The sequence below is a fragment of the Streptomyces griseochromogenes genome, assembly GCF_001542625.1.
Lineage (GTDB): Bacteria > Actinomycetota > Actinomycetes > Streptomycetales > Streptomycetaceae > Streptomyces > Streptomyces griseochromogenes.
In genome coordinates, this window is sequence record NZ_CP016279.1 from 1,120,131 (window position 1) to 1,146,492 (window position 26,362).

At 71.1% G+C, this 26,362-nt stretch carries 23 protein-coding genes; 14 read left to right on the top strand and 9 right to left on the bottom strand.

Annotated elements, in window-relative coordinates; all coding sequences use genetic code 11:
• Positions 1-585: 585 nt before the first annotated feature.
• Both AVL59_RS05325 and AVL59_RS05330 read right to left on the bottom strand, forming a co-directional pair.
• A complete protein-coding gene (locus AVL59_RS05325; RefSeq protein WP_067300026.1) occupies positions 586-1,410 on the bottom strand; it encodes a purine-nucleoside phosphorylase in 825 nt (274 codons plus the stop codon).
• Positions 1,411-1,534: 124 nt separating this feature from the next.
• Entirely contained in the window at positions 1,535-1,972 is a 438-nt protein-coding gene (locus AVL59_RS05330) for a gamma-glutamylcyclotransferase family protein (RefSeq protein WP_067300027.1), read from the bottom strand.
• A 105-nt stretch (positions 1,973-2,077) separates the two neighbouring features.
• Here AVL59_RS05330 and AVL59_RS05335 point away from each other — a divergent pair, with 105 nt between their 5' ends.
• Both AVL59_RS05335 and AVL59_RS05340 read left to right on the top strand, forming a co-directional pair.
• A complete protein-coding gene (locus AVL59_RS05335; protein WP_067300028.1) occupies positions 2,078-3,526 on the top strand; it encodes an NAD(P)H-quinone dehydrogenase in 1,449 nt (482 codons plus the stop codon).
• Positions 3,527-3,728: 202 nt separating this feature from the next.
• Positions 3,729-4,628, top strand: a complete 900-nt coding sequence (locus AVL59_RS05340) for a DeoR/GlpR family DNA-binding transcription regulator (RefSeq protein ID WP_067300029.1) — start codon at positions 3,729-3,731, stop codon at positions 4,626-4,628.
• A gap of 182 nt (positions 4,629-4,810) precedes the next feature.
• Here AVL59_RS05340 and AVL59_RS05345 read toward each other — a convergent pair whose 3' ends face one another.
• Positions 4,811-6,583: an acetyl/propionyl/methylcrotonyl-CoA carboxylase subunit alpha gene (locus AVL59_RS05345; protein ID WP_067300030.1), complete on the bottom strand. Its 1,773-nt coding sequence runs from the start codon at positions 6,581-6,583 to the stop codon at positions 4,811-4,813.
• A 376-nt stretch (positions 6,584-6,959) separates the two neighbouring features.
• On the opposite strand from AVL59_RS05345, the gene AVL59_RS05350 reads away from it, so the two are divergent.
• Entirely contained in the window at positions 6,960-7,547 is a 588-nt protein-coding gene (locus tag AVL59_RS05350) for a hypothetical protein (protein WP_208870312.1), read from the top strand.
• On the opposite strand, the gene AVL59_RS05355 is transcribed toward AVL59_RS05350, so the two are convergent.
• From AVL59_RS05355 to AVL59_RS05365, 4 genes are all read right to left on the bottom strand, one after another.
• Positions 7,519-8,136 carry a Maf family protein gene (locus AVL59_RS05355; protein WP_067300032.1) on the bottom strand — a complete coding sequence of 206 codons (618 nt, stop codon included), beginning with the start codon at positions 8,134-8,136 and terminating at the stop codon, positions 7,519-7,521. The genes AVL59_RS05350 and AVL59_RS05355 overlap by 29 nt on opposite strands.
• A gap of 33 nt (positions 8,137-8,169) precedes the next feature.
• Positions 8,170-8,298, bottom strand: coding sequence for a morphogenic membrane protein MmpB (gene mmpB / locus AVL59_RS55505; protein ID WP_099053002.1), 129 nt, complete (start codon positions 8,296-8,298; stop codon positions 8,170-8,172).
• A 111-nt stretch (positions 8,299-8,409) separates the two neighbouring features.
• Positions 8,410-8,619, bottom strand: a complete 210-nt coding sequence (locus AVL59_RS05360; protein WP_067300033.1) for an acyl-CoA carboxylase epsilon subunit — start codon at positions 8,617-8,619, stop codon at positions 8,410-8,412.
• A 24-nt stretch (positions 8,620-8,643) separates the two neighbouring features.
• Positions 8,644-10,239: an acyl-CoA carboxylase subunit beta gene (locus AVL59_RS05365; protein WP_067300034.1), complete on the bottom strand. Its 1,596-nt coding sequence runs from the start codon at positions 10,237-10,239 to the stop codon at positions 8,644-8,646.
• A gap of 112 nt (positions 10,240-10,351) precedes the next feature.
• Between AVL59_RS05365 and AVL59_RS05370 the strand changes: the two genes are divergently transcribed.
• Positions 10,352-11,212: a biotin--[acetyl-CoA-carboxylase] ligase gene (locus AVL59_RS05370; protein ID WP_067300035.1), complete on the top strand. Its 861-nt coding sequence runs from the start codon at positions 10,352-10,354 to the stop codon at positions 11,210-11,212.
• 280 nt (positions 11,213-11,492) lie between these two features.
• Complete coding sequence (locus AVL59_RS05375) at positions 11,493-12,620, top strand: adenylate/guanylate cyclase domain-containing protein (protein ID WP_067300036.1); 1,128 nt, start codon at positions 11,493-11,495, stop codon at positions 12,618-12,620.
• Positions 12,621-12,622: 2 nt separating this feature from the next.
• Here the strand turns inward: AVL59_RS05375 and AVL59_RS05380 are convergent, their stop codons facing one another.
• Complete coding sequence (locus tag AVL59_RS05380) at positions 12,623-13,216, bottom strand: hypothetical protein (RefSeq protein ID WP_237281440.1); 594 nt, start codon at positions 13,214-13,216, stop codon at positions 12,623-12,625.
• Positions 13,217-13,432: 216 nt separating this feature from the next.
• Between AVL59_RS05380 and AVL59_RS05385 the strand changes: the two genes are divergently transcribed.
• From AVL59_RS05385 to hutH, 3 genes are all read left to right on the top strand, one after another.
• Positions 13,433-14,227: an enoyl-CoA hydratase/isomerase family protein gene (locus AVL59_RS05385; RefSeq protein ID WP_067300037.1), complete on the top strand. Its 795-nt coding sequence runs from the start codon at positions 13,433-13,435 to the stop codon at positions 14,225-14,227.
• Positions 14,228-14,389: 162 nt separating this feature from the next.
• Positions 14,390-15,544: a GGDEF domain-containing protein gene (locus AVL59_RS05390; protein ID WP_067300038.1), complete on the top strand. Its 1,155-nt coding sequence runs from the start codon at positions 14,390-14,392 to the stop codon at positions 15,542-15,544.
• 86 nt (positions 15,545-15,630) lie between these two features.
• Complete coding sequence (hutH, locus tag AVL59_RS05395) at positions 15,631-17,169, top strand: histidine ammonia-lyase (RefSeq protein WP_067300039.1); 1,539 nt, start codon at positions 15,631-15,633, stop codon at positions 17,167-17,169.
• 85 nt (positions 17,170-17,254) lie between these two features.
• Here the strand turns inward: hutH and AVL59_RS05400 are convergent, their stop codons facing one another.
• On the bottom strand, positions 17,255-17,581 hold the full coding sequence (locus AVL59_RS05400; protein WP_067300040.1) for an LAETG motif-containing sortase-dependent surface protein: 327 nt from the start codon (positions 17,579-17,581) through the stop codon (positions 17,255-17,257).
• Positions 17,582-17,691: 110 nt separating this feature from the next.
• Between AVL59_RS05400 and AVL59_RS05405 the strand changes: the two genes are divergently transcribed.
• The 6 genes from AVL59_RS05405 (at position 17,692) to AVL59_RS05430 (ending at position 26,346) form a co-directional block, all read left to right on the top strand.
• Positions 17,692-18,039, top strand: coding sequence for a hypothetical protein (locus AVL59_RS05405; protein ID WP_067300041.1), 348 nt, complete (start codon positions 17,692-17,694; stop codon positions 18,037-18,039).
• 220 nt (positions 18,040-18,259) lie between these two features.
• On the top strand, positions 18,260-19,504 hold the full coding sequence (locus tag AVL59_RS05410) for a L,D-transpeptidase (RefSeq protein ID WP_208870313.1): 1,245 nt from the start codon (positions 18,260-18,262) through the stop codon (positions 19,502-19,504).
• A 143-nt stretch (positions 19,505-19,647) separates the two neighbouring features.
• Positions 19,648-21,093 (top strand): ABC transporter permease, encoded by a 1,446-nt coding sequence (locus AVL59_RS05415; RefSeq protein WP_067300042.1) that lies wholly within the window; start codon positions 19,648-19,650, stop codon positions 21,091-21,093.
• Between the two features lie 51 nt (positions 21,094-21,144).
• On the top strand, positions 21,145-21,828 hold the full coding sequence (locus AVL59_RS05420; RefSeq protein ID WP_067300043.1) for an ABC transporter ATP-binding protein: 684 nt from the start codon (positions 21,145-21,147) through the stop codon (positions 21,826-21,828).
• Positions 21,829-22,070: 242 nt separating this feature from the next.
• The gene (locus tag AVL59_RS05425) at positions 22,071-25,373 is read left to right on the top strand and encodes a S8 family peptidase (RefSeq protein WP_208870574.1); all 3,303 of its coding nucleotides are present in this window, start codon (positions 22,071-22,073) and stop codon (positions 25,371-25,373) included.
• A 202-nt stretch (positions 25,374-25,575) separates the two neighbouring features.
• Positions 25,576-26,346 carry a group II truncated hemoglobin gene (locus AVL59_RS05430; RefSeq protein WP_067300044.1) on the top strand — a complete coding sequence of 257 codons (771 nt, stop codon included), beginning with the start codon at positions 25,576-25,578 and terminating at the stop codon, positions 26,344-26,346.
• Positions 26,347-26,362 lie beyond the last annotated feature (16 nt).

Below are 26,362 nucleotides of genomic sequence, written 5' to 3' on the forward strand. Positions count from 1 at the left end.
CGGCGTGCTCGCGCCCCGCAGCGTCTGCGGTGCGTTCGCGCCCCGCGTGGCGTTCACGGCGCGCTCGCGGCCCCTGGCACCCGTGGTGCGTTCGCACCCGCGTGGCACCTGCGCCGTGCTCGCGCGCCGCAGCACCACCTGCGGCGTACTCCCGCCTGGTGACACCTGCGGTGCGTTCGCGTTCCGTGGTGCTTCAGCGTGCTCGTGCCCGTGTGGCACCTGCGGTGTGTTCGCGTCCCGCGGTACCCCAGCGTGCTTGCGCCCGTGTGGCACCTGCGGCGTGTTCGCGCCCTGCGGTACCCCAGCGTGCTCGTGCCCGTGTGGCACGTGCGGTGCGTTCGCGTTCCGTGGTGCTTCAGCGTGCTCGTGCCCGTGTGGCACCTGCGGTGCGTTCGCGTCCCGCGGTACCCCAGCGTGCTTGCGCCCGTGTGGCATCCGCGGCGTGTTCGCGTCCCGCGGTACCCCAGCGTGCTCGTGCCCGTGTGGCATCCGCGGTGCGTTCGCGTCCTGTGGCACCGACGGCATGGTCACGCCCCCGGACACCCGCGCCGTCTTCACGTCGCCGCAGGTCCCCGGGCTGCCCGCTTACAGCTTGCCCAGTACCTGGCCCAGGAGTTCGCCCATGCGCGCTGCCGAGTCGCGGCCCGCCTGGAGGACCTCTTCGTGGTTGAGGGGCTCGCCGGTCATGCCTGCCGCGAGGTTGGTGACCAGGGAGATGCCCAGCACCTCGGCGCCCGCCTCGCGTGCGGCGATCGCTTCGAGGACCGTGGACATGCCGACCAGGTCGGCGCCGATCACACGGGCCATACGGATCTCGGCCGGCGTCTCGTAGTGCGGGCCGGGGAACTGTGCGTAGACGCCCTCTTCGAGGGTGGGGTCGATCTCCTTGCACAGGGCGCGCAGACGGGGGGAGTAGAGGTCCGTCAGGTCGACGAAGTTGGCGCCGACGATCGGGGACGTGGCCGTCAGGTTGATGTGGTCGCTGATCAGGACCGGCTGGCCGGGGCGCATGCCCTCGCGCAGACCGCCGCAGCCGTTGGTGAGCACGATGGTCTTGCAGCCTGCGGCGACGGCCGTGCGGACGCCGTGCGCGACGGCGGCGACGCCGCGGCCCTCGTAGTAGTGCGTACGGCCCAGGAAGACCAGGGCGCGCTTGTCACCGAAGGAGTACGAGCGGATCTTGCCGCCGTGCCCCTGGACGGCCGGCGGCGGGAAGCCGGGCAGCTCGGTGACCTGGAACTCGGCGTCGGGTGCGCCCAGGGCGTCGACGGCCGGAGCCCAGCCGGAGCCCATCACGAGGGCGACGTCGTGGGTCTCGGCGCCCGTGAGCTCGCGCAGGCGGGCGGCAGCGGCGTCAGCGGCGGCGTAGGGGTCGCCCAGGATGTCGTCCGGAAGAAGAGATGCGTTCACGTCGACGAGGGTAGCCGCTCTTCGCCTACGCGCGTAGATGACAGAGCCCACGGGATTGCGATCGTTGTCTTGTCGTTTTCCACGAAGGCGGGGCAAATCCGCAGGAAGGCCCCGGTCGGCCGCCTCAGCAGGGGCGCTTGCGGAGTTCCATCACATAGTCGTGCGGCGCCCCCGCCGACTCGGCGGCGTCGGCGATCTCCCCGAGGTACCGGGCCGAGGGCAGCCCGCCCTCGTAGCCGTTCAGGACGTAGGCCCAGGCGGACTCCTCGCCGTCCAGGGTGTGCGCGCGCACCCGGACGCGCCGGTAGATGCCGAGGCTCACGCCCTCCCACCGGTCCAGGGACTCCTCGTCCATGGGCGCTATGTCGTACAGGCCGACGAAGACCTGGGCCCCGGGCTGCTCGACGATCGTCGCCAGCGCGCCTTCCCAGCCCAGCTGCTCGCCGCCGAAGGTCAGCCGCCAGCCGTTCAGCCAGCCGGTGGCGCGCAGGGGGGAGTGCGGGGCGCGGCCGGACATCAGCCCCGCATCCAGGTTGCAGCCGTACGCGGCATAGAGCGACATGCACCGAGGGTACGGCAGGGGAAACCGCCGTTCCGATCATCTCTTCCGTCCCGGGAGTCCCGCTCGTGCGGCCCCGGGCAGTAGCACCTTGAAGCGTGCGGGACAATGGAGTACGTGACTCGGATCGTGATCATCGGTGGCGGACCCGGCGGATACGAAGCGGCGCTGGTGGCCGCCCAGCTCGGCGCGGAGGTGACCGTCGTCGACTGCGACGGTCTGGGCGGAGCGTCGGTACTGACCGACTGCGTGCCGTCGAAGACCCTTATCGCTACGGCCGAGGTGATGACCACCTTCGACTCCTCCTACGAGGAGCTGGGCATCATCGTGGCCGACGACACCCCGCCGCTGGAGCAGGCGGCCCGGGTGGTGGGCGTGGACCTCGGGAAGGTCAACCGGCGTGTGAAGCGCCTCGCGCTCGCCCAGTCGCACGACATCACCGCCTCCGTCACCCGCGCCGGCGCCCGGGTCCTGCGCGGCCGCGGCCGGCTCGACGGCATGCAGGGCCTCGACGGCTCCCGCAAGGTCGTCGTCACCGCCGCCGACGGCACCGAGGAGATCCTCACCGCCGACGCCGTCCTCATCGCCACCGGCGGCCACCCGCGCGAGCTGCCCGACGCCCAGCCCGACGGCGAGCGCATCCTGAACTGGACCCAGGTCTACGACCTCACCGAGCTGCCGGAAGAGCTGATCGTGGTCGGCTCGGGTGTGACCGGTGCCGAGTTCGCCGGTGCCTATCAGGCCCTGGGGTCCAAGGTCACGCTCGTGTCGTCGCGGGATCGCGTGCTGCCGGGCGAGGACCCCGACGCCGCCGCCGTCCTGGAGGACGTCTTCCGGCGCCGCGGCATGAACGTCATGGCCCGCTCCCGCGCGCAGTCCGCCAAGCGGGTCGGCGACCGGGTGGAGGTGACGCTGGCCGACGGGCGCGTCATCACCGGCTCGCACTGCCTCATGGCTGTCGGCGCCATCCCGAACAGCGCGGGGCTCGGCCTGGAGGAGGCCGGCGTCAAGCTGCGCGAGTCGGGTCACATCTGGACCGACAAGGTGTCGAGGACGACGGCTCCGGGCGTGTACGCGGCCGGTGACGTGACCGGTGTCTTCGCCCTCGCGTCCGTCGCCGCCATGCAGGGACGTATCGCCATGTACCACTTCCTCGGCGACGCGGTGGCCCCGCTGAACCTCAAGACGGTGTCGTCCAACGTCTTCACCGACCCCGAGATCGCCACCGTCGGCTACACCCAGGCCGATGTCGACGGGGGCAAGATCGACGCGCGCGTCGTCAAGCTCCCCCTGCTGCGCAATCCGCGCGCCAAGATGCAGGGCATCCGGGACGGCTTCGTGAAGATCTTCTGCCGTCCGGGCACCGGGATCGTCGTCGGCGGTGTGGTCGTCTCGCCGCGCGCCTCGGAACTGATCCACCCCATCTCGATCGCCGTCGACAACAATCTGACGGTCGAACAGATCGCGAACGCATTCACGGTGTACCCCTCCCTTTCGGGGTCGATCGCGGAGGTGGCGCGCCAGCTCCACACCCGCAAGGCGGGCGGCGAGGTCTGACGGCCGATTCCACATCCCCGCTGGTCACGGGGAGTTGTCGCGCATGCGTACGGCATAGTCGGGCGGGTTAGGCCCTATATCACTTCCCGCCCTCCCATGCGAACAACTTCTGTTATTCGGCGCAAACTGCTGAAAGCAGGCGGTCGTTGGGGTTACTGTCAGTTTCGTGTTCGCTGCAGAACGTCGCCAATTGATCCTCGAAATGGTGCGAGCGAACGGGGCCGTGTCGCTCCGTGAACTCGCCCGTGTCGTCCAGACCTCAGAAGTGACCGTACGGCGGGACGTGCGGGCACTGGAGGCAGAAGGACTCCTCGACCGCCGGCACGGCGGTGCGGTACTGCCGGGCGGATTCACGCGGGAGTCCGGCTTTCCGCAGAAGTCCCATCTCGCGACCGCCGAAAAGACGGCCATCGCCGACCTGGCCGCGGGCCTCGTCGAAGAGGGCGAGGCCATCGTCGTCGGAGCGGGAACCACCACGCAGGAGCTGGCCCGCCGGCTCGCCCGCGTGCCCGGGCTGACGGTCGTCACCAACTCCCTCCTGGTCGCCCAGGCGTTGGCCCATGCCAACCGGGTGGAGGTCGTGATGACCGGCGGCACCCTGCGCGGCTCCAACTACGCCCTGGTCGGCTCCGGCGCCGAGCAGTCCCTGCAGGGGCTGAGAGTGTCGAAGGCGTTCCTGTCGGGGAGCGGTCTGACCGCGGAGCGGGGTCTGTCCACGTCCAACATGCTCTCGGCGTCCGTGGACCGCGCGCTGGTGCAGGCCGCGGCGGAGGTCGTGGTCCTCGCCGACCACACCAAACTCGGCACGGACACGATGTTCCAGACGGTGCCGACGGATGTCATCACCCGGCTGGTCACCGACGAGCCGCCCGTGCACGACGACCGCGCCGCGACCGAACTCCAGGCCCTCGCCGATCAGGGGGTGCAGATCGCCGTGGCCGGGGCGAGCAGCCCTCCGGGGGGTGAGCAGGTCCCGGCGCGACGCGCTCCGCTGCCGGGGCCCAGGCGGGGACAGGTGGCCGGGGGCGGGCTGCGGGGGATGCTGGGAGAGCCGGCGGCCGGGGCTGAGCGGGGGCGTGTCGCTGATCTTCGGCGGCGCTGAGGGTGCCTGGTCGCCGTAGGAGTCGAGGCCGTCTGGCGGGTGCGGGTCCGTTGTGGCTTGTCGCGCAGTTCCCCGCGCCCCTTTAGGCCGGCTGCTCTCACGGACTCGAACAGCGCGACGCCCGGCAGGCCACCGTAAGCAGTCCACCGGGCGTCACTCAGACTCTTGCCGTCAGGCTGTCGTCAGTCCTTGATCTCGCAGATCGCCGCGCCCGACGTCACGGACGCGCCGACCTCGAAGGTCAGGCCCTTGATGGTGCCCGTCTTGTGGGCGTTCAGGGGCTGTTCCATCTTCATGGCCTCCAGGACGACGACCAGGTCGCCCTCCTGGACCTGCTGGCCTTCCTCGACGGCGACCTTCACGATCGTGCCCTGCATCGGGGAGGCGAGGGTGTCACCGGACGCCACCGGGCCGGACTTCTTGGCGGCACGGCGCTTCGGCTTGGCGCCCGCCGCGAGGCCGGTGCGGGCCAGGGACATGCCGAGGGAGGCCGGGAGGGAGACTTCCAGGCGCTTGCCGCCGACCTCGACGACGACCGTCTCACGGCCCGCGTCCTCCTCCGCCTCGGCGTCGGCCGGGGTGGTGAAGGGCTTGATCTCGTTGACGAACTCGGTCTCGATCCAGCGGGTGTGGACCGTGAACGGGTCGGCGGAGCCGGTCAGCTCGGGGGCGAAGGCGGGGTCCCTGACGACCGCGCGGTGGAAGGGGATCGCGGTGGCCATGCCCTCGACCTGGAACTCCTCCAGGGCGCGGGCGGCCCGCTCCAGGGCTTCCCGGCGGGTGCGGCCGGTGACGATCAGCTTGGCGAGCAGGGAGTCCCAGGCCGGGCCGATGACCGAGCCGGACTCCACGCCGGCGTCCAGGCGGACACCGGGGCCGGAGGGCGGGTTGAAGGTGGTGACCGTGCCGGGGGCCGGGAGGAAGTTGCGGCCGGGGTCCTCGCCGTTGATCCGGAACTCGAAGGAGTGGCCGCGCAGGGCCGGGTCGTCGTAGCCCAGTTCCTCGCCGTCGGCGATGCGGAACATCTCGCGGACCAGGTCGATGCCGGCGACCTCCTCGGTGACCGGGTGCTCGACCTGGAGGCGGGTGTTGACCTCGAGGAAGGAGATCGTGCCGTCCTGGCCGACCAGGAACTCACAGGTGCCGGCGCCCTCGTAGTGGGCTTCCTTCAGGATGGCCTTCGAGGCGCGGTACAGCTCGGCGACCTGCTCGTCGCTCAGGAACGGCGCGGGGGCTTCCTCGACCAGCTTCTGGTGGCGGCGCTGCAGGGAGCAGTCACGGGTGGAGACCACGACCACGTTGCCGTGCTTGTCGGCCAGGCACTGGGTCTCCACGTGCCGCGGGCGGTCCAGGTAGCGCTCGACGAAGCACTCGCCGCGCCCGAAGGCGGCGACCGCCTCGCGGACCGCGGACTCGTACAGCTCGGGGACCTCTTCGAGGGTGCGGGCGACCTTCAGGCCGCGGCCGCCGCCACCGAAGGCCGCCTTGATGGCGATGGGCAGGCCGTGCTGCTCGGCGAAGGCGACGACCTCGTCGGCACCGGAGACCGGGTCGGGGGTGCCGGCGACCAGGGGGGCGCCGGCGCGCTGGGCGATGTGCCGGGCGGCGACCTTGTCACCGAGGTCACGGATGGCCTGCGGGGGCGGGCCGATCCAGATCAGGCCGGCGTCCAGGACCGCCTGCGCGAACTCGGCGTTCTCGGAGAGGAAGCCGTAGCCGGGGTGGACGGCGTCCGCGCCGGACTCGCGGGCGGCGTTCAGGACCTTCTCGATGTCCAGGTAACTGGTGGCCGGGGTGTCACCGCCCAGCGCGAACGCCTCATCCGCGGCGCGGACATGCAGAGCGTCCCGGTCCGGGTCGGCGTATACGGCCACGCTCGCGATCCCGCTGTCCTGGCAGGCCCGGGCCACGCGGACAGCGATTTCGCCACGGTTGGCGATGAGCACCTTGCGCACGATTGAGGCTCCCTCCTTGAAACAAGCCGAGTTTAGGGACTGCCGACACGTCACTTCGACCCGTCCCCCGTGGTGAGCTTGCCCACACGGAGCGTGATCCGAGGCTCGCTCGACCCGCGAAATCCCATGTCGCACCTTGGGCACGCAGGACTCCCTCGGGAAACCCTAGCCCTGTCATGTGGTCAAGGTCTCTGTGAAGGCGTGCTGCGGCCCACTCCGTTTCTTTGTCGAGTCCCTACGAATGGCCCAATGATTCTTTGCTCCTGTCCGAACCCTTGTCCCTGGGTTTACCCGTTAGTAGCGTTCGCGATGACTCGGACGTACTTCAGGTAACAGCAGCTCTGCTCGGGCTGAGGTCGAAAGTGGGTGGGGGCCGGTGGTGCGCAGACCGGTGGCTTGGGTCGTGACGGTCGTCCTCGTCGCCGAGGCGTTCGTCATCGCGGCACTGAACTGGTTCCTCGGCGTGGTCGTGGACCGGCAGAAGATGTCGCTGGCGGGCCTCGATCCCGACGTCATGTCCACGTCCTCGAAGATCGGCGGAGTCGTCTTCGGCGCCTACTTCGTCCTGTGCGCCGTGGTGGCCCTGCTGGTCGCGATACGGGACCGCGCCCCCGCCGGCTTCGGCCGCATCCTGCTGATCAGCGTCGCGGTGGTGCACGCCCTGCTGGGCGCGTTCGCCTGGGGTCTGGTGGGCTGGACGGCGTTCCTGTTCATGATGGTGATGCTCGGGCTCGTCGTCCTGCTCCTGATGACGTACGACCGTGACGGCGGTCCGGAGCGGGCCGCCTCCGGCGGTGCTCCGGAGGCGGGCGGCGACCCGGAGACCGTGACCGAGCCGGGCGTGTCGGCGCAGGTGCCGTCCGGCGCGCCCTCGGATGCCTGGGGTGCGCCGCAGGACGGGGACGATGTGCCGCAGGACTCGCCCCCCGCCCAGCTCATTCAGCCGGTGCCCACAACTCGGTGATGCTGATGCCCAGTTCGGCCAGCAGTCGCCGTACGAGGGGCAGGCTGATGCCGATCACATTGCCGTGGTCGCCGTCGATGCCCTCGATGAACGGGGCCGAGCGGCCGTCCAGGGTGAACGCTCCGGCGACGTAGAGAGGTTCGCCGGAGGCGACGTACGCGGCGATCTCCTCGTCGGAGGGCTCGCCGAAGCGGACGACGGTGGAGGCGACCCCGGCGACATACCGTTTGGCAGCCGTGTCCCAGATGCAGTGACCCGTCTGGAGGGTGCCGGCCCGCCCGCGCATCGCCTTCCAGCGGGCGGTGGCCTCCTCCGCGTCGGAGGGCTTGCCGAGCGCCTGCCCGTCCAGCTCAAGCACCGAGTCGCAGCCGATCACCAGGGCGCCCTGCACCTCCGGCTGCGCCGCCACCACGGAGGCCTTGGCCTCGGCGAGGGCGAGCGCGAGCTCCGCCGGAGTCGGCGCCGTGATCGAGTCCTCGTCGAAGCCGCTCACGATCACCTCGGGGTCCAGCCCTGCCTGCCGGAGCAGGCCCAGCCTGGCGGGGGACTTCGAGGCGAGAACGAGGCGACGGCGCGGCTGATCAGTCATGCGGTCAGGGTAGCGGCGGGGCGCCGCCGGGGCTCACCTCAGACCGATCACGATCATGGCCAGGATCATGGCCAGGGCCATGAAGAGACCGAGCCGCCGCAGTGTCTCCTGCATGTCGCGCAGGTCTTTGGGCGGCTCGTCCTCGGGGTCTGACCACAGCATTCCACTAGCGTGAGGCTGGGCCGGGGAGGGCGCCTGAGTAGGCGTACCTAGATTGGCGCCCGGTGTTGTACTGCTGTGCGCGGTTCCTCGTGCCCCTGAGGAATCGCGCCCCTAGCCCGGCCAGTAGGTGCGGGTCCAGGAGGCCGGGCCCGGCTTGGGCAGGTGGGCCGAGGCGATGCGGGACGGGTCCGCCCATGCGTCCCGCGGTCCCTGCGCGCCGGACGGCGGCGTCGCCGCCGCCGCGGCGCGGGCGCGGACCACCGCCAGGGCGGCGGCCAGCTCCTCCGGGGTCGGGTTGCCTCGTACGACCTTGATGTTCATGTCCGCTCCAAGGGTCAGCGGGGCCTAGAGGGGGATGTTGCCGTGCTTCTTCGGAGGCAGGGATTCCCGTTTGGTGCGCAGCTGACGCAGACCGCGGACGATGTGGGCCCGTGTGTCCGACGGCATGATCACCGCGTCGATGTAGCCGCGCTCGGCCGCGACGTAGGGGTTGAGGAGGGCGTCCTCGTACTCCTGGATCAGGCGGGCGCGCACGGCCTCCAGATCCTCTCCGTTCGCCTCCGCCTCGGCGATCGTGCGGCGGTGCAGGATGTTGACCGCGCCCTGGGCGCCCATGACGGCGATCTGGGCGGTCGGCCAGGCGAGGTTGAGGTCGGCGCCCAGGTGCTTGGAGCCCATGACGTCGTAGGCGCCGCCGAAGGCCTTGCGGGTGATGACCGTGATGAGGGGGACGGTGGCTTCCGCGTAGGCGTAGATCAGCTTCGCGCCTCGGCGGATGATGCCGGTGTGCTCCTGGTCGACGCCGGGGAGGAACCCGGGCACGTCGACGAAGGTGAGCACGGGGAGGTTGAACGCGTCGCACGTGCGCACGAAACGGGCCGCCTTCTCGCTGGCGTCGATGTCCAGGCAGCCGGCGAACTGCATCGGCTGGTTGGCGACGATGCCCACCGGGCGGCCCTCGACCCGGCCGAAGCCGGTGACGATGTTCGGCGCGAACAGCGCCTGCGTCTCGAAGAACTCGGCGTCGTCCAGGACGTGTTCGAGCACCGTGCGGATGTCGTACGGCTGGTTCGCGCTGTCCGGGACCAGGGTGTCCAGCTCCAGGTCCTCGCCGCTGACGGCGAGGTCCGCCTCCTCCGGGAAGACCGGGGGCTCGCTGAGGTTGTTGGACGGCAGGTACGACAGCAGCTGCTTGACGTACTCGATCGCGTCCTTCTCGTCGCCCGCCATGTGGTGGGCCACGCCGGAGGCGGTGTTGTGGGTGCGGGCGCCGCCCAGCTCCTCGAAACCGACGTCCTCGCCGGTGACCGTCTTGATGACGTCCGGTCCCGTGATGAACATGTGCGAGGTCTGGTCGACCATGACCGTGAAGTCGGTGATCGCCGGGGAGTAGACCGCGCCGCCCGCGCAGGGGCCGACGACCAGGCTGATCTGCGGGATGACGCCGGAGGCGTGGGTGTTGCGGCGGAAGATCTCGCCGTACGCGCCGAGGGAGGCGACCCCCTCCTGGATGCGGGCGCCGCCGGAGTCGTTGATGCCGATGACCGGGCAGCCGGTCTTCAGCGCGAAGTCCATCACCTTGACGATCTTCTGGCCGTAGACCTCGCCGAGGGCGCCGCCGAAGACCGTGAAGTCCTGGGAGAAGACCGCCACGGGGCGGCCGTCGACCGTGCCGTAGCCGGTCACCACGCCGTCTCCGTACGGGCGGTTCTTGTCCAGCCCGAAGTTCGTGGAGCGGTGCCGGGCGAACTCGTCCAACTCGACGAAGGAGTCCTCGTCGAGGAGCAGCTCGATGCGCTCACGGGCCGTCAGTTTGCCCTTGGCGTGCTGCTTTTCGACGGCGCGCTCCGAGCCGGCGTGCGTCGCTTCATGGATACGGCGCTGCAGATCCGCGAGCTTGCCCGCGGTCGTGTGAATGTCGATCTCTTCCGGCTCGGACATCGGGATCGCGGCTCCCTGCCTGCTCAAAAGGGGGGGACGGTTACTCATCCGTAGCGTAGTGGCGCGCTTCGTTGTCGGCAGTGCGGCGTTTCCCACACCTAGGGTGACTTGCATGACGCCGCACAATGCATCAGACGACAGCCGTTGGTCCGACCTGGAGCGCCCGCCGTTGAACGCCACGGCGCTGCGGCGCGGGCTGGTCCGGGAGGGCAGTCTGTGGTCGGAGGTGGAGGTGGTCCAGCACACCGGATCCACCAACTCCGACCTGGTGGCCCGGGCCGTGGCCGGGAAGGCGGGCGAGGGCGCGGTCCTCGTCGCCGAGGAGCAGACCGCCGGGCGGGGACGGCTGGACCGGCAGTGGTCCGCGCCGGCTCGGTCCGGTCTCTTCTTCTCCGTCCTGCTGAACCCGGCCGAGGTGCCGGTGAGCCGGTGGGGCTGGCTGCCGTTGCTCACAGGGGTGGCGGTGGCGACCGGGCTGTCCCGGGCCGCGGGTGTGGACACCGCGCTCAAGTGGCCCAACGACCTGCTGGTGACCGTGGGCGGTGAGGAGCGCAAGACCGGGGGCATCCTCGCCGAGCGGGCCGGGGAGCGCGGGGTGGTCGTCGGGGTCGGCATCAACGTCTCCCTGCGGGCCGAGGAGCTGCCGGTGCCCCAGGCGGGCTCCCTGGTGCTGGCCGGGGCGGTGGGGACCGACCGGGATCCGCTGCTGCGGGCGGTGCTGCGGTCGCTGGAGGAGTGGTATCGGCGCTGGCGGGACGCGGGGGGTGACCCTGTGGCCAGTGGGCTGCAGGAGACCTATGCGGCGGGGTGCGCGACGCTCGGGCGGACGGTGCGGGCGGAGCTGCCGGGGGATCGGGCCGTGGTGGGGGAGGCGGTGGCCGTCGACGGGGACGGGCGGCTGGTCATCGCCACCGATGACGGCGTGCAGGAGCCCGTGGGGGCGGGGGACATCGTGCATCTGCGGCCTGTGTGAGGGTGCCCGCGACGCCTGTGTGGGCGAAGGTGGTCGGTGTGGCGCCCGGGTGGGGGCGCTGCGGCCGTGACGATGCCTGCGGCGCTCGCGCGGAGGTGTCGGGGCTCGTGCGGCGCCCTGCGGGGTGGCGGGGTCCCGCCGTGCGCGACCGCGGGCCCCGTGCGCCGAACGGTGCTGAGCAGCGCCGTCGGCCGAACCCGACGGAGTGAGCTGGCGCACACCTGCCGTAGAGTTGAGGCCGGTCGATACCTGACCGTGGCAGATCAGAAGGGCAGCAGGCGTGACCGTCGACGACACGGGCTCCGGCGCGGGCGAGGACGGCCGGGTGGAACCCCACGCCGCCGACCCCAGCGAGGACCCGCTCGCGCTGCGTCTCGAACACCTCATCCTGGGCGCGGAGCGCCGTTACACCCCCTTCCAGGCGGCCCGCAGCGCCGGTGTCTCCATGGAACTGGCGTCACGGTTCTGGCGGGCCATGGGCTTCGCCGACATCGGGCAGGCCAAGGCGCTCACCGAGGCCGACGTGCTGGCCCTGCGGCGTCTTGCCGGTCTGGTCGAGGCGGGGCTGCTCAGCGAGGCCATGGCGGTGCAGGTCGCACGGTCGACCGGGCAGACCACCGCCCGGTTGGCGGAGTGGCAGATGGACTCCTTCCTGGAAGGCCTGACCGAGCCCCCCGAGCCGGGCATGACCCGCACCGAGGTGACGTACCCGATCGTCGAACTGCTCCTGCCCGAGCTGGAGGAGTTCCTGGTCTATGTGTGGCGCCGCCAGCTCGCCGCCTCGGCCGGCCGCGTCGTGCAGACCGGCGACGACGAGGAGATGATCGACCGGCGCCTGGCCGTCGGGTTCGCCGATCTGGTGGGGTTCACGCGGCTGACCCGCCGGATGGAGGAGGAGGAGCTCGGCGAGCTGGTCGAGGCCTTCGAGACCACCGCCGCCGATCTGGTGGCCGCTCGGGGCGGCCGGCTCATCAAGACCCTCGGCGACGAGGTCCTGTACGCCGCCGACGACGCGGGTACGGCCGCGGATATCGCCCTGCGGCTCGTCGAGACGATGGCGAACGACGAGACGATGCCCGAGCTGCGGGTCGGAATGGCGTTCGGGACCGTGACCACCCGGATGGGCGATGTCTTCGGTACGACGGTGAACCTGGCCTCCCGGCTGACCTCGATAGCGCCGCGGGACGCCGTGCTGGTGGACAGCGCCTTCGCCCAGGAGCTGATCCGCGCCGGCGAGGCCCCCGCCTCGGAGACGGAGGCGGCCGAGGCCGCGGCCGCCGCGGAGAAGGAGGGCGAGGAGCCGCCGGTGTATCGGTTCGCGCTCCAGCCGATGTGGCAGCGCCCGGTCCGCGGGCTCGGCGTGGTCGAGCCGTGGCTGCTCGCACGCCGCGACGGCCAGGAGCCCTGAGGTTACGGCAGGTCCACGCACAGGCCGATCACCGGTACGCATACGCCGCCGCCCCGTGTAGGCGGCTGCGTGCTGTGGCTCGGGGCTGGGGCCGGGGCCGGTGTCTGGCTCTGGGCGGGCGTGGAGGCCGGGGCCGAGGCCGTGGGCGAGGGGTGCGGCCGCGGAGGGGCGGATGGGGTGGTCGTCCGGTGAGGGGCCTCGGCCGGGGCGGTGGTCGGGACGGTCGTGCCGCTCGGGGGCGTGCCGGATGCGGCCGTCTTCGTCGGTGTCGCGCTCACCCTGCCCATGGTGGCCGTGGCCGAGGAGCGGGGTGCGGCCGTGGGGGAGGCGCCGGGTGCGTGGTCGGTGGTGCCGGCGCCGGGGTTCAGGCGGGGCTCGGCCTCCGCGGTGCCGGGAGCGCCGACTCCGGAGTCCGGGGTCACGCGGACGAGGCTGAGGACTCCGGCGGCGATCGCGAGACCGCCCGTGGCGAGCAGGACCTTGCGGGGGCGGGGCTTGCGGTGCCGGCCACGGCGGAAGGCGGGCGGAACCGGCTCCGTGGCCTCGGCCTGTTGATCCGTATCGGCCGTACGGGACTGTGCTCGTATCGGTGTCATGAGGTTCCCTCCCCGCCGCGCGCCCGGGGCGCGCCGTGGCGGAGCGCACGCTATGCCCTCCTGTGGGCGGTGTGGGGTGAGACGGCCGGGATGTCACTCGAACGGGCGTAGAACACCGGGCGGGGCCGGCTCTTGTCGCGGGCTCTTTCCCGGGGCGGGGTACGGCTGCGATGATCGGGCCGGCAATGAGTTAACCCGCGTTAACCGGAGGGCGTCATGAGCGAGGAGCGGTTCGGGGAGTTCGTGCTGGTGCGGCGGCACGGGCAGGTGGCGGAGCTGGTGCTGGACCGGCCGAAGGCCATGAACGCCGTCTCGACGGAGATGGCCCGCTCCATCGCGTCCGCCTGTGCGGCGCTCGGCGCCGACCGGGAGGCGCGGGTGGTCGTGGTGACCTCGTCGCACGAGCGGGCGTTCTGTGTCGGGGCCGATCTGAAGGAGCGGAACTCGTTCAGCGACGCGGATCTCGTGCGGCAGCGGCCGGTGGCGCGGGGGGCGTACACCGGGGTGCTGGAGCTGCCGATGCCGACGATCGCGGCCGTGCACGGCTTCGCCCTGGGCGGCGGTTTCGAGCTGGCTCTGTCCTGCGACCTGATCGTGGCGGACCGTACGGCGGTGGTGGGGCTGCCGGAGGTGTCCGTGGGCGTGATTCCGGGCGGTGGCGGTACGCAGCTGCTGCCGCGGCGGGTCGGGGCGGCGCGGGCGGCCGAGCTGATCTTCTCGGCGCGGCGGGTGCAGGCGGCGGAGGCTGCCGAGATCGGGCTGGTGGACCAGCTGGTGGAGGAGGGTCGGGACCGGGAGGAGGCGCTGGCGCTGGGGGCGCGGATCGCCGGGAACTCTCCGGTGGGACTGCGGGCGGCGAAGCGGGCGCTGCGGCTCGGGCACGGGTTGGACCTGCGGGCCGGGCTGGAGGTCGAGGACGCGGCGTGGAGGTCGGTGGCGTTCTCGGGGGACCGGGCGGAAGGGGTGGCCGCCTTCAACGAGAAGCGGAAGCCGGAGTGGCCTGGGGAGTGAGGGCGCGTTCCTGAGGGGCGGCCACCGCACCCTCTTGGGGGCGCGGGGAACTGCGCGATCAGCCCCCACGGGCCGGCGGCCGACGCAGGCCCGCACACCCCCGGCCACCTGATCGCCGCACCAATCTCCTCATTTGCCGGAATTCATCCCTAATCTGGGGTAATGGGTGAGGACAAGCGGCTCGCCGCTGTGGTGGCGCTGGCCCAGGGGATGGCGGCGGCGCCCACGTCGCGGGAGTCGTGGCGGGCCGCCGCGCTCGGTGCGTGCCGGGCGCTGGACGGCAGCTTCGCCGCGCTGTCGGTGTGGGAGCGGGAGCTGGGGCGGTTGAGGGTCCTCGTGAACGTGGGGGAGCGGAGGCCGGACGAGGAGGCGTTCCCGGAGGCCGAGGCCTATCCGGTGAACCAGTTTCCGGAGATCACCGAGTTTCTGCACGAGCGGTGGGCGGGCGGGGGCGGGCCCACCGCATGGGTGGAGACCGCCGAGGGCACGGCGGCCGGCACCCCCGGCTACTTCCACCGGCGCGTCGCCGCCCTGCGCCGCAGGGGGCGCGGCTGCTGTGTCGTCGCCCCCGTCGTGCTGCACGGCAGGGCCTGGGGCGAGCTGTATGTCGCCCGCAGGGTCGGTGTGCCCGTGTTCGGGCGGGCGGACGCCGACTTCGCCACCGTCCTGGCCGCCGTCGTCGCCGCGGGGCTCGCGCAGACCGAGCGGCTGGAGGAGGCCCGCCGGCTCGCCTACACCGACGCCCTCACCGGCCTCGCCAACCGCCGCGCCGTGGATGTGCGCCTGGAAGAGGCCGTCGAGCGGCACCGGGCGGACGAGGTGGTCGTCAGTCTCGTCGTCTGTGATCTCAATGGGCTCAAGAGGGTCAACGACACGTTGGGGCATGCCGTGGGGGACCGGCTGCTGGAGCGGTTCGGGTCGGTGTTGTCGCTGTGCGGGGCGATGGTGCCGGGAGCGCTCGTCGCCCGGCTCGGCGGGGACGAGTTCTGTCTGCTGGCGGTGGGGCCGGCCGCCGATGACGTGGTCAAGGCGGCGGACGAACTGTGCTGCAGGGCCGCTGAGTTGGAGCTCGGTGAGGGGGTGGCCTGCGGGGTCGCCTCGACCGAGGATCCGATCGGGCCGGTGCGGGACGCCCGGCGGCTGTTCCGGCTGGCCGACGCCGCGCAGTACCGGGCCAAGGCCGTGCGCGCGGACCGGCCCGTGGTGGCCGGGCGGGAGGGCCCCGACGATCCGGTCGTGCGGCTGGCGGACGAGTCCCCGCTGGAGCCGTCGCCCGCGCGGGCCGAGCGCCGGCGTTTCCGCGGCCGGAGAGCGTGAGGTGATGCACACGGTCCGGTAAGGGGCAGTCCCGTTCCCCACTAGTGACATCAACGCATTCAATGCGTACGCTCCTGAATATGGATATGCACACTGTGGTGGTGGGGACGTCCGGTGTCACCGCGTCCGACGTTCTCGCCGTGGCGCGCGGCGGTGCCCGCATCGAGCTGTCGGCGGAGGCGGTGGCGGCCCTCGCGGCGGCCCGGGAGATCGTGGACGCCCTGGCGGCGAAGCCGGAACCGGTCTACGGCGTCTCCACCGGTTTCGGAGCCCTGGCGACCCGGCACATCAGCCAGGAACTGCGCGCCCAGCTGCAGCGCAACATCGTCCGCTCGCACGCCGCCGGCATGGGACCGCGGGTCGAGCGGGAAGTCGTACGGGCCCTGATGTTCCTGCGGCTCAAGACCGTCTGCTCCGGGCACACGGGTGTGCGGCCCGAGGTCGCGCAGACCATGGCCGACGTGCTGAACGCCGGGATCACGCCGGTCGTGCACGAGTACGGCTCCCTGGGCTGCTCCGGCGACCTGGCCCCGCTGTCCCACTGCGCCCTCGCGCTCATGGGAGAGGGGGAGGCGGAGGGGCCCGACGGCAGCGTCCGTCCCGCCGGTGAGCTGCTCGCCGAGCACGGCATCCAGCCCGTCGAGCTGCGCGAGAAGGAGGGGCTCGCCCTTCTGAACGGCACCGACGGCATGCTCGGCATGCTGGTCATGGCCCTGGCCGACCTGGACACCCTCTACAAGTCCGCCGACGTCACCGCCGCCCTCAGCCTGGAGGCGCTGCTCGGCACGGACAAGGTGCTCGCGCCCGAACTGCACGCCATCCGGCCCCACCCGGGTCAGGGCGCCTCCGCCGCGAACATGCTCGCCGTCCTCCAGGGCTCCCAGCTCACCGGGCACCACCAGGACGACGCTCCCCGCGTCCAGGACGCCTACTCGGTGCGCTGCGCCCCGCAGGTCGCCGGCGCCGGCCGGGACACGATCGCCCACGCCCGGCTCGTCGCCGAGCGCGAGCTCGCCTCCGCCGTCGACAACCCGGTCGTGCTGCCCGACGGCCGAGTCGAGTCCAACGGCAACTTCCACGGCGCCCCGGTCGCCTATGTCCTGGACTTCCTCGCCATCGCCGCCGCGGACCTCGGCTCCATCGCCGAGCGCCGCACCGACCGGCTGCTGGACAAGAACCGCAGCCACGGGCTTCCGCCGTTCCTCGCCGACGACGCCGGTGTGGACTCCGGGCTCATGATCGCCCAGTACACGCAGGCCGCGCTGGTCAGCGAGATGAAGCGGCTGGCCGTACCGGCCTCCGCGGACTCCATCCCGTCCTCCGCGATGCAGGAGGACCACGTGTCCATGGGCTGGTCGGCCGCGCGCAAGCTGCGCACCGCCGTCGACAACCTCACCCGCATCATCGCCGTCGAGCTCTACGCCGCCACCCGCGCCATCGAACTGCGTGAGGGCCTGGCCCCGGCGCCCGCCTCGCGGGCCGTGATCGAGGCCGTGCGCGCCGCCGGTGTGCGGGGCCCGGGCCCGGACCGGTTCCTGGCGCCCGACCTGGCCGCCGCCGACGCGTTCGTGCGCGGGGGCCGGGTCGTCGCCGCCGTGGAGACGGTCACCGGGCCGCTGCGCTAGGAGAGCGGGCCGCTCGCATCGGGAGGGGCCGGCGGACAAAGGGGTCCTGTCCTGGCGGACAGGACCCCTTTCCGGCTTCGCGGAATCAGAAGCCGAGGCGTTCCCGGCGCACCGAATACGCCACGAATCCGGCGCCGATGGCGAGGAACGCGCTGCCGCCGACGACGTACGGCGTGGTGTCGAAGCTGCCGGTGTCGGCGAGTTCGGTGGAGTCCTCGGCGGCCTCGGAAGCGGCCCGGGACATCGCCCTGGCCTGTTCGGTGACCTGTGTCGTCGTGGTGGCCGGGGCGGTCTGTGCCGTCGCTCTCGCCGGGCTGCCCTGCGACGCGTTGGCGGACGGGACGAACCACAACGCGCACAGCAGGGTTCCCGCGGCGGTGGCGGTCAGCAGCGGACGGCGAGCGGATGACACGGAATATCGATCCCCCTTGTGGCGCCAGCGAATTGGCCGTGTGGGGCGATGTTAGTGAAAGTCGCGGGTCACAGGAAAGTCACGGGAGGTTTCGGCCGTACGCTCCCCGCATGAGCGCTGAAGAGACATCACGGTTTGTACGGCTTCGGGTTGAGCTGGTCCTCGAAGTGCAGGACGAGGACGAGGTGACCAAGGCCGCGCTGGGCCGGCTCGCCCATGATCCGGAGCTGCCGCCGGAGGAGCGGGCCCATGCGGAGAGTGCTGTGACGGAAGACACCGCCGAGGCCCTCGCCTATCTCGTGGATCCGTTCGACCTGGTCAGCGAGGTGCCCGGAGTGGAGCTCCAGCAGGCCTCCTGGTCCAGCGAGCGGATCGAGTACGACCCGGACTCGCCGGACTGGGATCTGGACGAGGATGATGGGGCGGACGACGACGAGGAAGAGGTCGGCATCGGCTGAGCGTCCAGGGGGGACCGATGGCCCCGGACGGCAACCGCTGTCCGGGGTTCTGTCGTCTCAGGGGGCGCAGGGGCGACTTCCGCACCACCCGGCTCCGGGCGGACGTGGTGGGACCCACATCCGCGAGCTATATGGACCGGGACGAACCGCCCGTAGCGTTGAAGATTCCCAGCGGGGGCTCGGGCTTGTCACGGATACGGCGACGATGGAGAAGCGTGTGATGACGGACAGTAAGCGGCGCAAGGGCCTGACGGTCGCGTCCGCACTGCTCGGCGGTGTGCTGGCACTCACCGGATGTTCCGGCGGCGGCGACGGCAAGGCCGCCGGCGACGACACATCCCAGGCGAAGGCGGACGCAGCGGCCGCCAAGAAGTCGTCCGAGGCCCAGATCACGATCACACCCAAGGACGGCTCCAACAACGCCTCCATCAACAACTCGGCCGCCGTCACGGTCGCCAAGGGCACGCTCACCGGCGTGACCATGACCACCGTCGACGGCAAGACCGTCGCGGGCGCCCTGTCCGCCGACAAGACCAGCTGGAAGCCCACCGCCCAGCTGAACCGCTCGACCACCTACAAGGTCGCCGCGGAGGCCAAGGACTCGGCCGGCCGGGTCGCCCACGAGAACGCCTCCTTCACCACGGTCGCCCCGGCCAACAGCTTCATAGGCACCTACACCCCGGACAACGGCGCCACCGTCGGCGTGGGCATGCCCGTGTCGATCAACTTCGACAAGGCGATCACCAACAAGGCGGCCGTCCAGAAGGGCATCACGGTCACCTCCAGCAGCGGCCAGGAGGTCGTCGGCCACTGGTTCAACGCCAACCGCATCGACTTCCGTCCGGAGCAGTACTGGAAGGCGGGCTCCACCGTCACGCTGAAGCTCGCGCTCGACGGTGTCGAGGGCGCGCCCGGCGTCACCGGCATCCAGCAGAAGACGGTCACCTTCCACATCGGCCGCAACCAGGTCTCCTACGTCGACGCGAAGACCAAGCAGATGAAGGTCACGCAGGACGGCAAGGTCGTCAAGACCATCCCGATCTCGGCCGGCTCCCCCGAGCACACCACGTACCAGGGCCAGATGGTGATCTCCGAGAAGTTCACCCAGACCCGTATGAACGGCGCGACGGTCGGCTTCAAGGACGACGACGGCAAGGGCGAGTACGACATCAAGGACGTGCCGCACGCCATGCGCCTGACCAGCTCCGGCACCTTCATCCACGGCAACTACTGGGGCGCTCCGTCCGTCTTCGGCGGCGTCAACACCAGCCACGGCTGCGTCGGCCTGCAGGACAAGAAGGGCGCGGGCGACCCGAGCATGCCGGCCGCGTGGTTCTACAGCCACTCGCTGATCGGTGACGTGGTGGTCGTCCAGAACACCGGCGACAGGACGGTCTCGCCGGACAACGGCCTCAACGGCTGGAACCTGAGCTGGGCCCAGTGGAAGGCCGATTCGGCCGTCTGACACCCCGTTCACCGTCTTCCCGATGCCGCCCCGAGGGGCGGCATCGGTGTTTCCGGGGCCGTCCCGGGCCGGGCCGCATCCTTCTCATGGTTCTTTTATTTCGGCCTTATCGAGTCATCACGGTCCGTCTCTAGCTTGCGGGCATGTTCTTCACCTACCTGAGGCGCGAACTGCGCCGCCGTAGAAAGGCGGCCCTCGTCGTCGCCTCCGGTCTCGCGCTGGGCATCGCCCTCGTCATCGTGGTCAGCTCCGTGTCCAACGGCATGGGGAAGGCCCAGGACAAGGTGCTGCAGTCGCTGTACGGCCTGGGTACGGACATGACCGTCACCAAGGCGCAGACGCCGACCGCGAGCAGCTCAGGGCGGCCGCGCTTCCGGTTCGACGCGCGGGGCGACGACGACAAGTCCGCCCAGAGCAGCGACCGGGTCATGGTGCAGGGTTTCACCACCCTGGCCTCCTCCACCGTCACCCGGGTCGCGGCCCAGAAGGGCGTCTCGTCGGCCGTCGGCGGGCTGAGCCTCAATGTGTTCAAGGTCAGCGGCCAGTTCACCCGCGGCCAGTTCCAGCAGAACGGCGACACGGGCGGCGGATTCCGGCGCGGCGGCGACGGCGGCGCGCAGGGTGAAGTCCGGGGCGGCGGCGCGGACTTCGACATCAACCAGTACACCGTCTTCGGCACGGATGTCACCAGGTCCGCGCTCGGCCCGCTGACCTCCTCGAAGATCACCAGCGGCCGTGCCTTCAGGACCACCGAGACGAACGCCGCCGTGGCCGTGGTCGATTCGGCCTACGCCAAGGAGAAGAAGTACGAGGTCGGCTCCACCGTCACCGTGAAGGGCGTCAAGTTCCAGGTGATCGGCATCGCCACCGCCGACAGCGGCGACTCGGCGGCCAACCTGTACATCCCGCTGCGGCAGGCCCAGACCCTCGCGGACGAGAAGGACAAGGTCACCACGATCTACGTCAAGGCGACCGACTCCCAGCGGATCGACGCCGTCAAGGGCGCGATCCGGAAGAACGTCTCCGGTACGACCGTCACCACCTCCTCCGACCTCGCCAAGACGGTCTCCGGCTCCCTGTCCACCGCCTCCTCCCTCGCCACCAAGGTCGGCAAGTGGCTGTCCGCCGCGGTGCTCGTGGCCGCGTTCCTGGTGGCCGGACTGCTCACCTCCTCCGCGGTCTCCCGCCGGGTGCGCGAGTTCGGCACGCTGAAGGCCCTGGGCTGGAAGTCGGGCCGGGTGACCCGTCAGGTGGTCGGCGAGGCCATCGTCAACGGCCTGGTCGGCGGCGCCCTCGGTATCGCGCTCGGCCTGGCCGGCGCCTACGCCGTCACCGCCGTCAGCCCCACGCTGCAGGCGCAGTTGGGCGGGGGCGGCGGTTTCGGGAGCGGCCCCGGCGGCGGTGGCTTCGGCGGCCCCGGGCGGCAGGCGGAGAAGACCCTGGAAGTCGCCCTCACGGCCCCGGTCAGCGTCACGACGATCGCCCTCGCGGTGGGCCTCGCGGTGGCGGGCGGCCTGATCGCGGGAGCGTTCGGGGGCTGGCGGGCGTCGCGCCTGCGCCCGGCGGACGCGCTCAGGCGCGTGGAGTAGCGGCGCCATTCCGGCGGGGCCGAGCAGCCAAAGACAATCCCAGGAGCCACCATGTACGACCTCAGAAACGTAACCAAGCGCTACACCAGGGGCAAAGACACCGTCCACGCCCTCGACGGCATAGACCTGTCCATCGGCGACGGCGACAGACTCGTCATCGAAGGACCCACCGGCGGCGGAAAATCCACCCTCCTCCAGATGCTCGGCGGCCTCGATCGTCCCACCGAAGGCGAAGTCATCCTCGACGGCACCGACTTGGCCGGACTCCCCGAGGCCCGCCTGACGAAGGTCCGCAGCGAGAGCATCGGCTTCGTCTTCCAGACCTTCAACCTCATCCCCACCCTCACCGCCCAGGAGAACGTGGAGACCGCCCTCGTCCCCCTCGGCATCAAGGCCGGGGAACGCCGCGAACGCGCCGCCGAGGCACTGGACTCCGTCGGCCTCGGCGAACGCCTCACGCATCTGCCCTCCGAGATGTCCGGCGGGCAGCAGCAGCGCGTGGCCATCGCCCGCGCGTTCGTCAAACGGCCGAAGGTGCTCCTCGCCGACGAGCCCACCGGCAACCTCGACGAGAGCATGCGCGACGAGATCATGGACGTACTCGAACGCCTTTGGAAGGAACACGGGCTGACCTTCATCATGGTCACCCACGACTCCGCGATCGCGAAGAAGGCCCCGCGCCTGGCCACGATCCGGAAGGGCAGGATCACCGTCGAGGAGAACGCGGGCGCCTGACGGCGTATAACACCGTTCGGACGCGGGGGACTTCGCGGTTGTGTAACGGTGCCCCGCCCACTGCGTAACAGTTCCGGGCAGCGCTTTCTCACTGTCCTCTCACCTATTGAGCCGTCTGATCACCCCCCGGCATACTTCGGCATCCGGGGGGCTGACGTGCAGGTGTTCAGGATTGCCCCCCGCCGGGTGAATGGGGAATTCGCCCGGTACTCCATCTCCAGGGGGAGATCTTGCGCAGACAAGTGAAAAGAGCGGCCGCGGCCACGGTGGCCACCGCCGCAGCCGTCGCCCTCGCAGCGGGTATGACCAGCCCCGCGTCGGCGAAGACCGGGCAGCACGCCTCGGCCGCCGCTTCCTCGTTCACCGCCAAGCACCACGTCACCCTGATCACCGGCGACCGCGTCGACCTCGACGCCAAGGGCCGCGTCGTCGGCCTGCAGCGGGCCAAGGGACGGGAGCACATACCCTTCCAGGTCCGCAAGGCCGAGGGGCACACGCTGGTCATCCCCGCGGACGCGGCCCGCCCGGTCGCCTCCGGCAAGCTGGACCGGCGCCTGTTCGACGTCACCGAGCTGAACAAGGCCGCCACCCGCCAGGCCCAGAAGAACGGCCTGAAGGTCATCGTCGGCTACAGCGGCGCCGCCGCGGCCGCCAAGGCCGACGTCCGGGGCGCGGGCCACCTGCGCCGCAGCCTGACGGCGCTGAACGCGGACGCCGTGCAGACCCCGGTCAAGGACACCGCCGAGCTGTGGCACGCCGTCACCAACGGCGACGGGACCGCCTCGGGCATCGCGCACGTCTGGCTCGACGGCGTCCGCAAGGCCTCGCTCGACAAGTCCGTGCCGCAGATCGGCGCCCCGACGGCGTGGGCGGCCGGCTACACCGGCAAGGGCGTGAAGGTCGCCGTTCTGGACACGGGTGTGGACACCAGCCACCCGGACCTCAAGGACCAGGTGACCGAGTCCAAGAACTTCACCCCCGCGGCCGACGCCAAGGACCACTTCGGCCACGGCACGCACGTCGCCTCCATCGTGGCGGGCACCGGCGCCAAGTCGGGCGGCAAGTACCGGGGTGTCGCCCCGGACGCCAAGATCCTCAACGGCAAGGTCCTCGACGACTCCGGCTCCGGTGACGACTCCGGCATCCTCGCCGGCATGGAGTGGGCCGCCTCGCAGGGTGCCTCCGTCATCAACCTGAGCCTCGGCGGCTACGACACGCCCGAGGTCGACCCGCTCGAGGCCGAGGTCAACAAGCTCTCCGCCGAGAAGGGCGTCCTGTTCGCGATCGCCGCGGGCAACGACGGCCCCCAGTCGATCGGTTCGCCGGGCAGCGCGGACGCCGCGCTCACCGTCGGCGCCGTCGACAAGAAGGACAAGCTGGCCGACTTCTCCTCCACCGGCCCGCGCGTCGGCGACGGCGCGATCAAGCCCGACGTCACCGCGCCCGGCGTGAGCATCACCGCCGCCGCGGCCAAGGGCAGTGTCCTCGACCAGGAGGTCGGCGAGAAGCCCGAGGGGTACATGACCCTCGACGGCACCTCGATGGCCACCCCGCACGTCGCGGGCGCCGCCGCGATCCTGAAGCAGGAGCACCCCGACTGGGGCTACGCCGAGCTGAAGGGCGCGCTCACCGGCTCCGCCAAGGGCGGCAACTACACGCCGTTCCAGCAGGGTTCGGGCCGGATCGCGGTCGACAAGGCGATCAAGGAGTCCGTGATCGCCGACCCGGTCTCGGTCAGCTTCGGTGTGCAGCAGTGGCCGCACACCGACGACAAGCCGGTCACCAAGCAGCTGACGTACCGCAACCTGGGCGACAAGGACGTCACCCTCGACCTGACCAGCACCGCCACCGGCCCCAAGGGCCAGGCGGCTCCGGCGGGCTTCTTCACGCTCGGCGCGACCAAGGTGACGGTCCCGGCGCACGGCAAGGCCGCCGTCGGCTTCACGGTGAACACGAAGCTGGGCGGCACCCTCGACGGCGCCTACTCCTCCTACGTGACCGCGACCGGCGGCGGGCAGACCGTCCGCACGGCCGCCGCGGTGCAGCGCGAGGTGGAGTCCTACGACGTCACGCTGAAGTTCATCGGCCGTGACGGCAAGCCGGCTCCGTACTACAACGCCGACCTGAGCGGGGTGGCGGGTCTCGCCACCGGCCGGCAGGTGAGCCCGTACGACAAGTCCGGCACGGTGAAGGTGCGCGCGCCCAAGGGCACGTACATCCTGAACACCGCCGTCTTCAAGGACCCGCAGGACCCCGCCAAGGGCGTCGACTGGATCGGCCAGCCGAAGCTGACGGTCGGCAAGAAGCAGACGATCACGATCGACGCGCGCAAGGCCAAGCCGGTGGACATCACCGTCCCGGCCACGGGCGCCAAGTCGCAGTTCGCCTCGCCGGAGTGGGACGTCACGGTCGGCGGCAACCAGTACGGCTACGGCTGGTTCCTCGACACGTACAAGAACTTCCGCACCGCACACCTCGGCCCCTCGCTGCCCCCGGGCACGCTGTTCCAGCAGTGGGACGGCCACTGGTCCAAGGGCGCGACCGAGGAGTACGACACCACGGTCGGCGGTCCGGTCAAGCAGCTCGCCACCGGCTACACCAAGCACTACAAGGCGAGTGAGCTGGCCACGGTCAAGGCCCGGCTCGGTGCCGCCGCGAGCGGCAAGAAGGGCTCCCTCAGCGCCTCGGGCTGGCTTCCCGGCAGCTCCGGCGCCTCCGGCATCAGCATGCCGCAGAAGCTGCCCGGCACCCGCACCCTGCACGTGTCCGCCAAGGGCGGTGTGAAGTGGGAGCTGCAGTTCGAGCAGGACGGCGCGCTCGACCAGGACGGCTTCCCGGTCGCCGACTCCTCCTACTCGCTCGGCACGCAGTCCTTCACGGCGGGCAGGACGTACACGAAGACCGTCAACACCGCGGTCTTCGCCCCGCTCGTCAACGCCTACGCGGGCCTGTTCCGGGACGGAAACGAGATCTACGGCTCGCTGCCGCTGTTCGCCGACGGCGCCAAGAACCCCGGGTACTCGACGTTCACCTCGGTGAACACGACCCTGTACCGCAACGGCACCAAGGTCGGCTCCAACGACGACCCGCTGTTCGGCGGCAAGACCTTCAAGGTCCCGGCCGGTGACGCCGCCTACAAGCTGACCACCTCGGTCACGCGCTCGCCGAAGGTCGCGAACGCCTCCACGCGGATCGACGCGACCTGGACCTTCCGCTCCAAGAAGCCGTCCGGCAGCTCGGCCAGGCTGCCCGCCTCCGCCCTGTACTTCGGCGCCAGGACCGGCCTGGACAGCCGTGTCGAGGCCGGCCGGACGGTCACCTTCCCGGTCACCGTGGAGGGTTCGGCCGCAGGCCGCAACCTGAAGTCCCTGGCCGTCTACGTCTCCTACGACGGCAGGACCTTCAAGAAGGCCGACGTCCGCGGCGGCAGGATCACCGTCCAGAACCCGGCCGCGGGCAAGGGCATCTCGTTCCGCGCCAAGATCGTCGACAAGCAGGGCAACACCTCGACGATCACGGTCTACAACGCCTACTACGGCAAGTGAGCCCGAGGTAGCCGAATAGCGCACCGACAGCGAGCGGCCCGCCGGAAGCGGTCTCCTCCGGCGGGCCGCTCGTGCGCCGCGCCGGGGTCACCGGACCCGCACGGAAGCAGTCCGTGCGGGTACCCGCGCGGTTCGCTCACCGCTGAGCGGCAGGACGCCGGAAGGGCTGCCTCCGGTGGCCCTGCCGTGTTTGCCTGGGCGCATGACGGCTCACACGATCGAATACATCCGGTACCGCATCCCCGAGCAGCGGTCGGCGGACTTCCTGTCCGCCTACACCCGCGCCGCGGCCCAGCTGGCCGCGGCCCCGCAGTGCGTCGACTACGAACTCACACGCTGCGAGGAGGACCCGGAGCACTTCGTCCTCCGGATCACCTGGACGTCGACGCGCGACCATCTGGAGGGCTTTCGCACCTCGGAGCGGTTCCCGCCGTTCCTCGCCGAGATCCGCCCGTACGTCGAGGACATCGAGGAGATGCGCCACTACGACCCGACGCCGGTCCACGGCACCGGGTCGGCCACCCCCACGCTCTACGACTGGGCGGGCGGCGCCGAGGCGTTCTCCCGTCTGACGGACGCGTTCTACGACAAGGTCCTCAAGGACGACCTCCTCGCCCCGCTCTTCCAGGACCTCGCCCCGGACCACGCCGCCCACGTCGCCCTCTGGCTCGGCGAGGTCTTCGGCGGCCCCGCCCGCTACTCCGAGACCCAGGGCGGCCACGGCCACATGGTGGCCAAGCACGTCGGCAAGCACATCACCGAGCCCCAGCGCCGCCGCTGGGTCAACCTCGTCCAGGACGCCGCCGACGACGCCGGCCTGCCCACCGACGCCGAGTTCCGCTCGGCCTTCCTGGCCTACGTGGAGTGGGGCACCCGGCTGGCGGTGTACTTCTCGGGCCCCAACGCGCGGCCTCCGGCCGAGCAGCCGGTGCCGCGGTGGAACTGGGGCGCGATGTCGCCGTACCAGGGCTGACACAGGATCCCTGTCC

What these genes read in the sequence shown, in the direction of transcription:
- AVL59_RS05390 (WP_067300038.1), top strand. Translation starts at nt 14,390, where the DNA reads ATGGGTGAGGACAAGCGGCTCGCCGCTGTGGTGGCGCTGGCCCAGGGG.
- AVL59_RS05380 (WP_237281440.1), bottom strand. Translation starts at nt 13,216, where the DNA reads ATGACACCGATACGAGCACAGTCCCGTACGGCCGATACGGATCAACAG.
- AVL59_RS05420 (WP_067300043.1), top strand. Translation starts at nt 21,145, where the DNA reads ATGTACGACCTCAGAAACGTAACCAAGCGCTACACCAGGGGCAAAGAC.
- mmpB (WP_099053002.1), bottom strand. Translation starts at nt 8,298, where the DNA reads ATGCTGTGGTCAGACCCCGAGGACGAGCCGCCCAAAGACCTGCGCGAC.
- AVL59_RS05405 (WP_067300041.1), top strand. Translation starts at nt 17,692, where the DNA reads ATGAGCGCTGAAGAGACATCACGGTTTGTACGGCTTCGGGTTGAGCTG.
- hutH (WP_067300039.1), top strand. Translation starts at nt 15,631, where the DNA reads ATGCACACTGTGGTGGTGGGGACGTCCGGTGTCACCGCGTCCGACGTT.
- AVL59_RS05415 (WP_067300042.1), top strand. Translation starts at nt 19,648, where the DNA reads ATGTTCTTCACCTACCTGAGGCGCGAACTGCGCCGCCGTAGAAAGGCG.
- AVL59_RS05410 (WP_208870313.1), top strand. Translation starts at nt 18,260, where the DNA reads ATGACGGACAGTAAGCGGCGCAAGGGCCTGACGGTCGCGTCCGCACTG.
- AVL59_RS05330 (WP_067300027.1), bottom strand. Translation starts at nt 1,972, where the DNA reads ATGTCGCTCTATGCCGCGTACGGCTGCAACCTGGATGCGGGGCTGATG.
- AVL59_RS05355 (WP_067300032.1), bottom strand. Translation starts at nt 8,136, where the DNA reads ATGACTGATCAGCCGCGCCGTCGCCTCGTTCTCGCCTCGAAGTCCCCC.
- AVL59_RS05340 (WP_067300029.1), top strand. Translation starts at nt 3,729, where the DNA reads ATGGTGCGAGCGAACGGGGCCGTGTCGCTCCGTGAACTCGCCCGTGTC.
- AVL59_RS05360 (WP_067300033.1), bottom strand. Translation starts at nt 8,619, where the DNA reads ATGAACATCAAGGTCGTACGAGGCAACCCGACCCCGGAGGAGCTGGCC.
- AVL59_RS05430 (WP_067300044.1), top strand. Translation starts at nt 25,576, where the DNA reads ATGACGGCTCACACGATCGAATACATCCGGTACCGCATCCCCGAGCAG.
- AVL59_RS05335 (WP_067300028.1), top strand. Translation starts at nt 2,078, where the DNA reads ATGGAGTACGTGACTCGGATCGTGATCATCGGTGGCGGACCCGGCGGA.
- AVL59_RS05365 (WP_067300034.1), bottom strand. Translation starts at nt 10,239, where the DNA reads ATGTCCGAGCCGGAAGAGATCGACATTCACACGACCGCGGGCAAGCTC.
- AVL59_RS05370 (WP_067300035.1), top strand. Translation starts at nt 10,352, where the DNA reads ATGACGCCGCACAATGCATCAGACGACAGCCGTTGGTCCGACCTGGAG.
- AVL59_RS05385 (WP_067300037.1), top strand. Translation starts at nt 13,433, where the DNA reads ATGAGCGAGGAGCGGTTCGGGGAGTTCGTGCTGGTGCGGCGGCACGGG.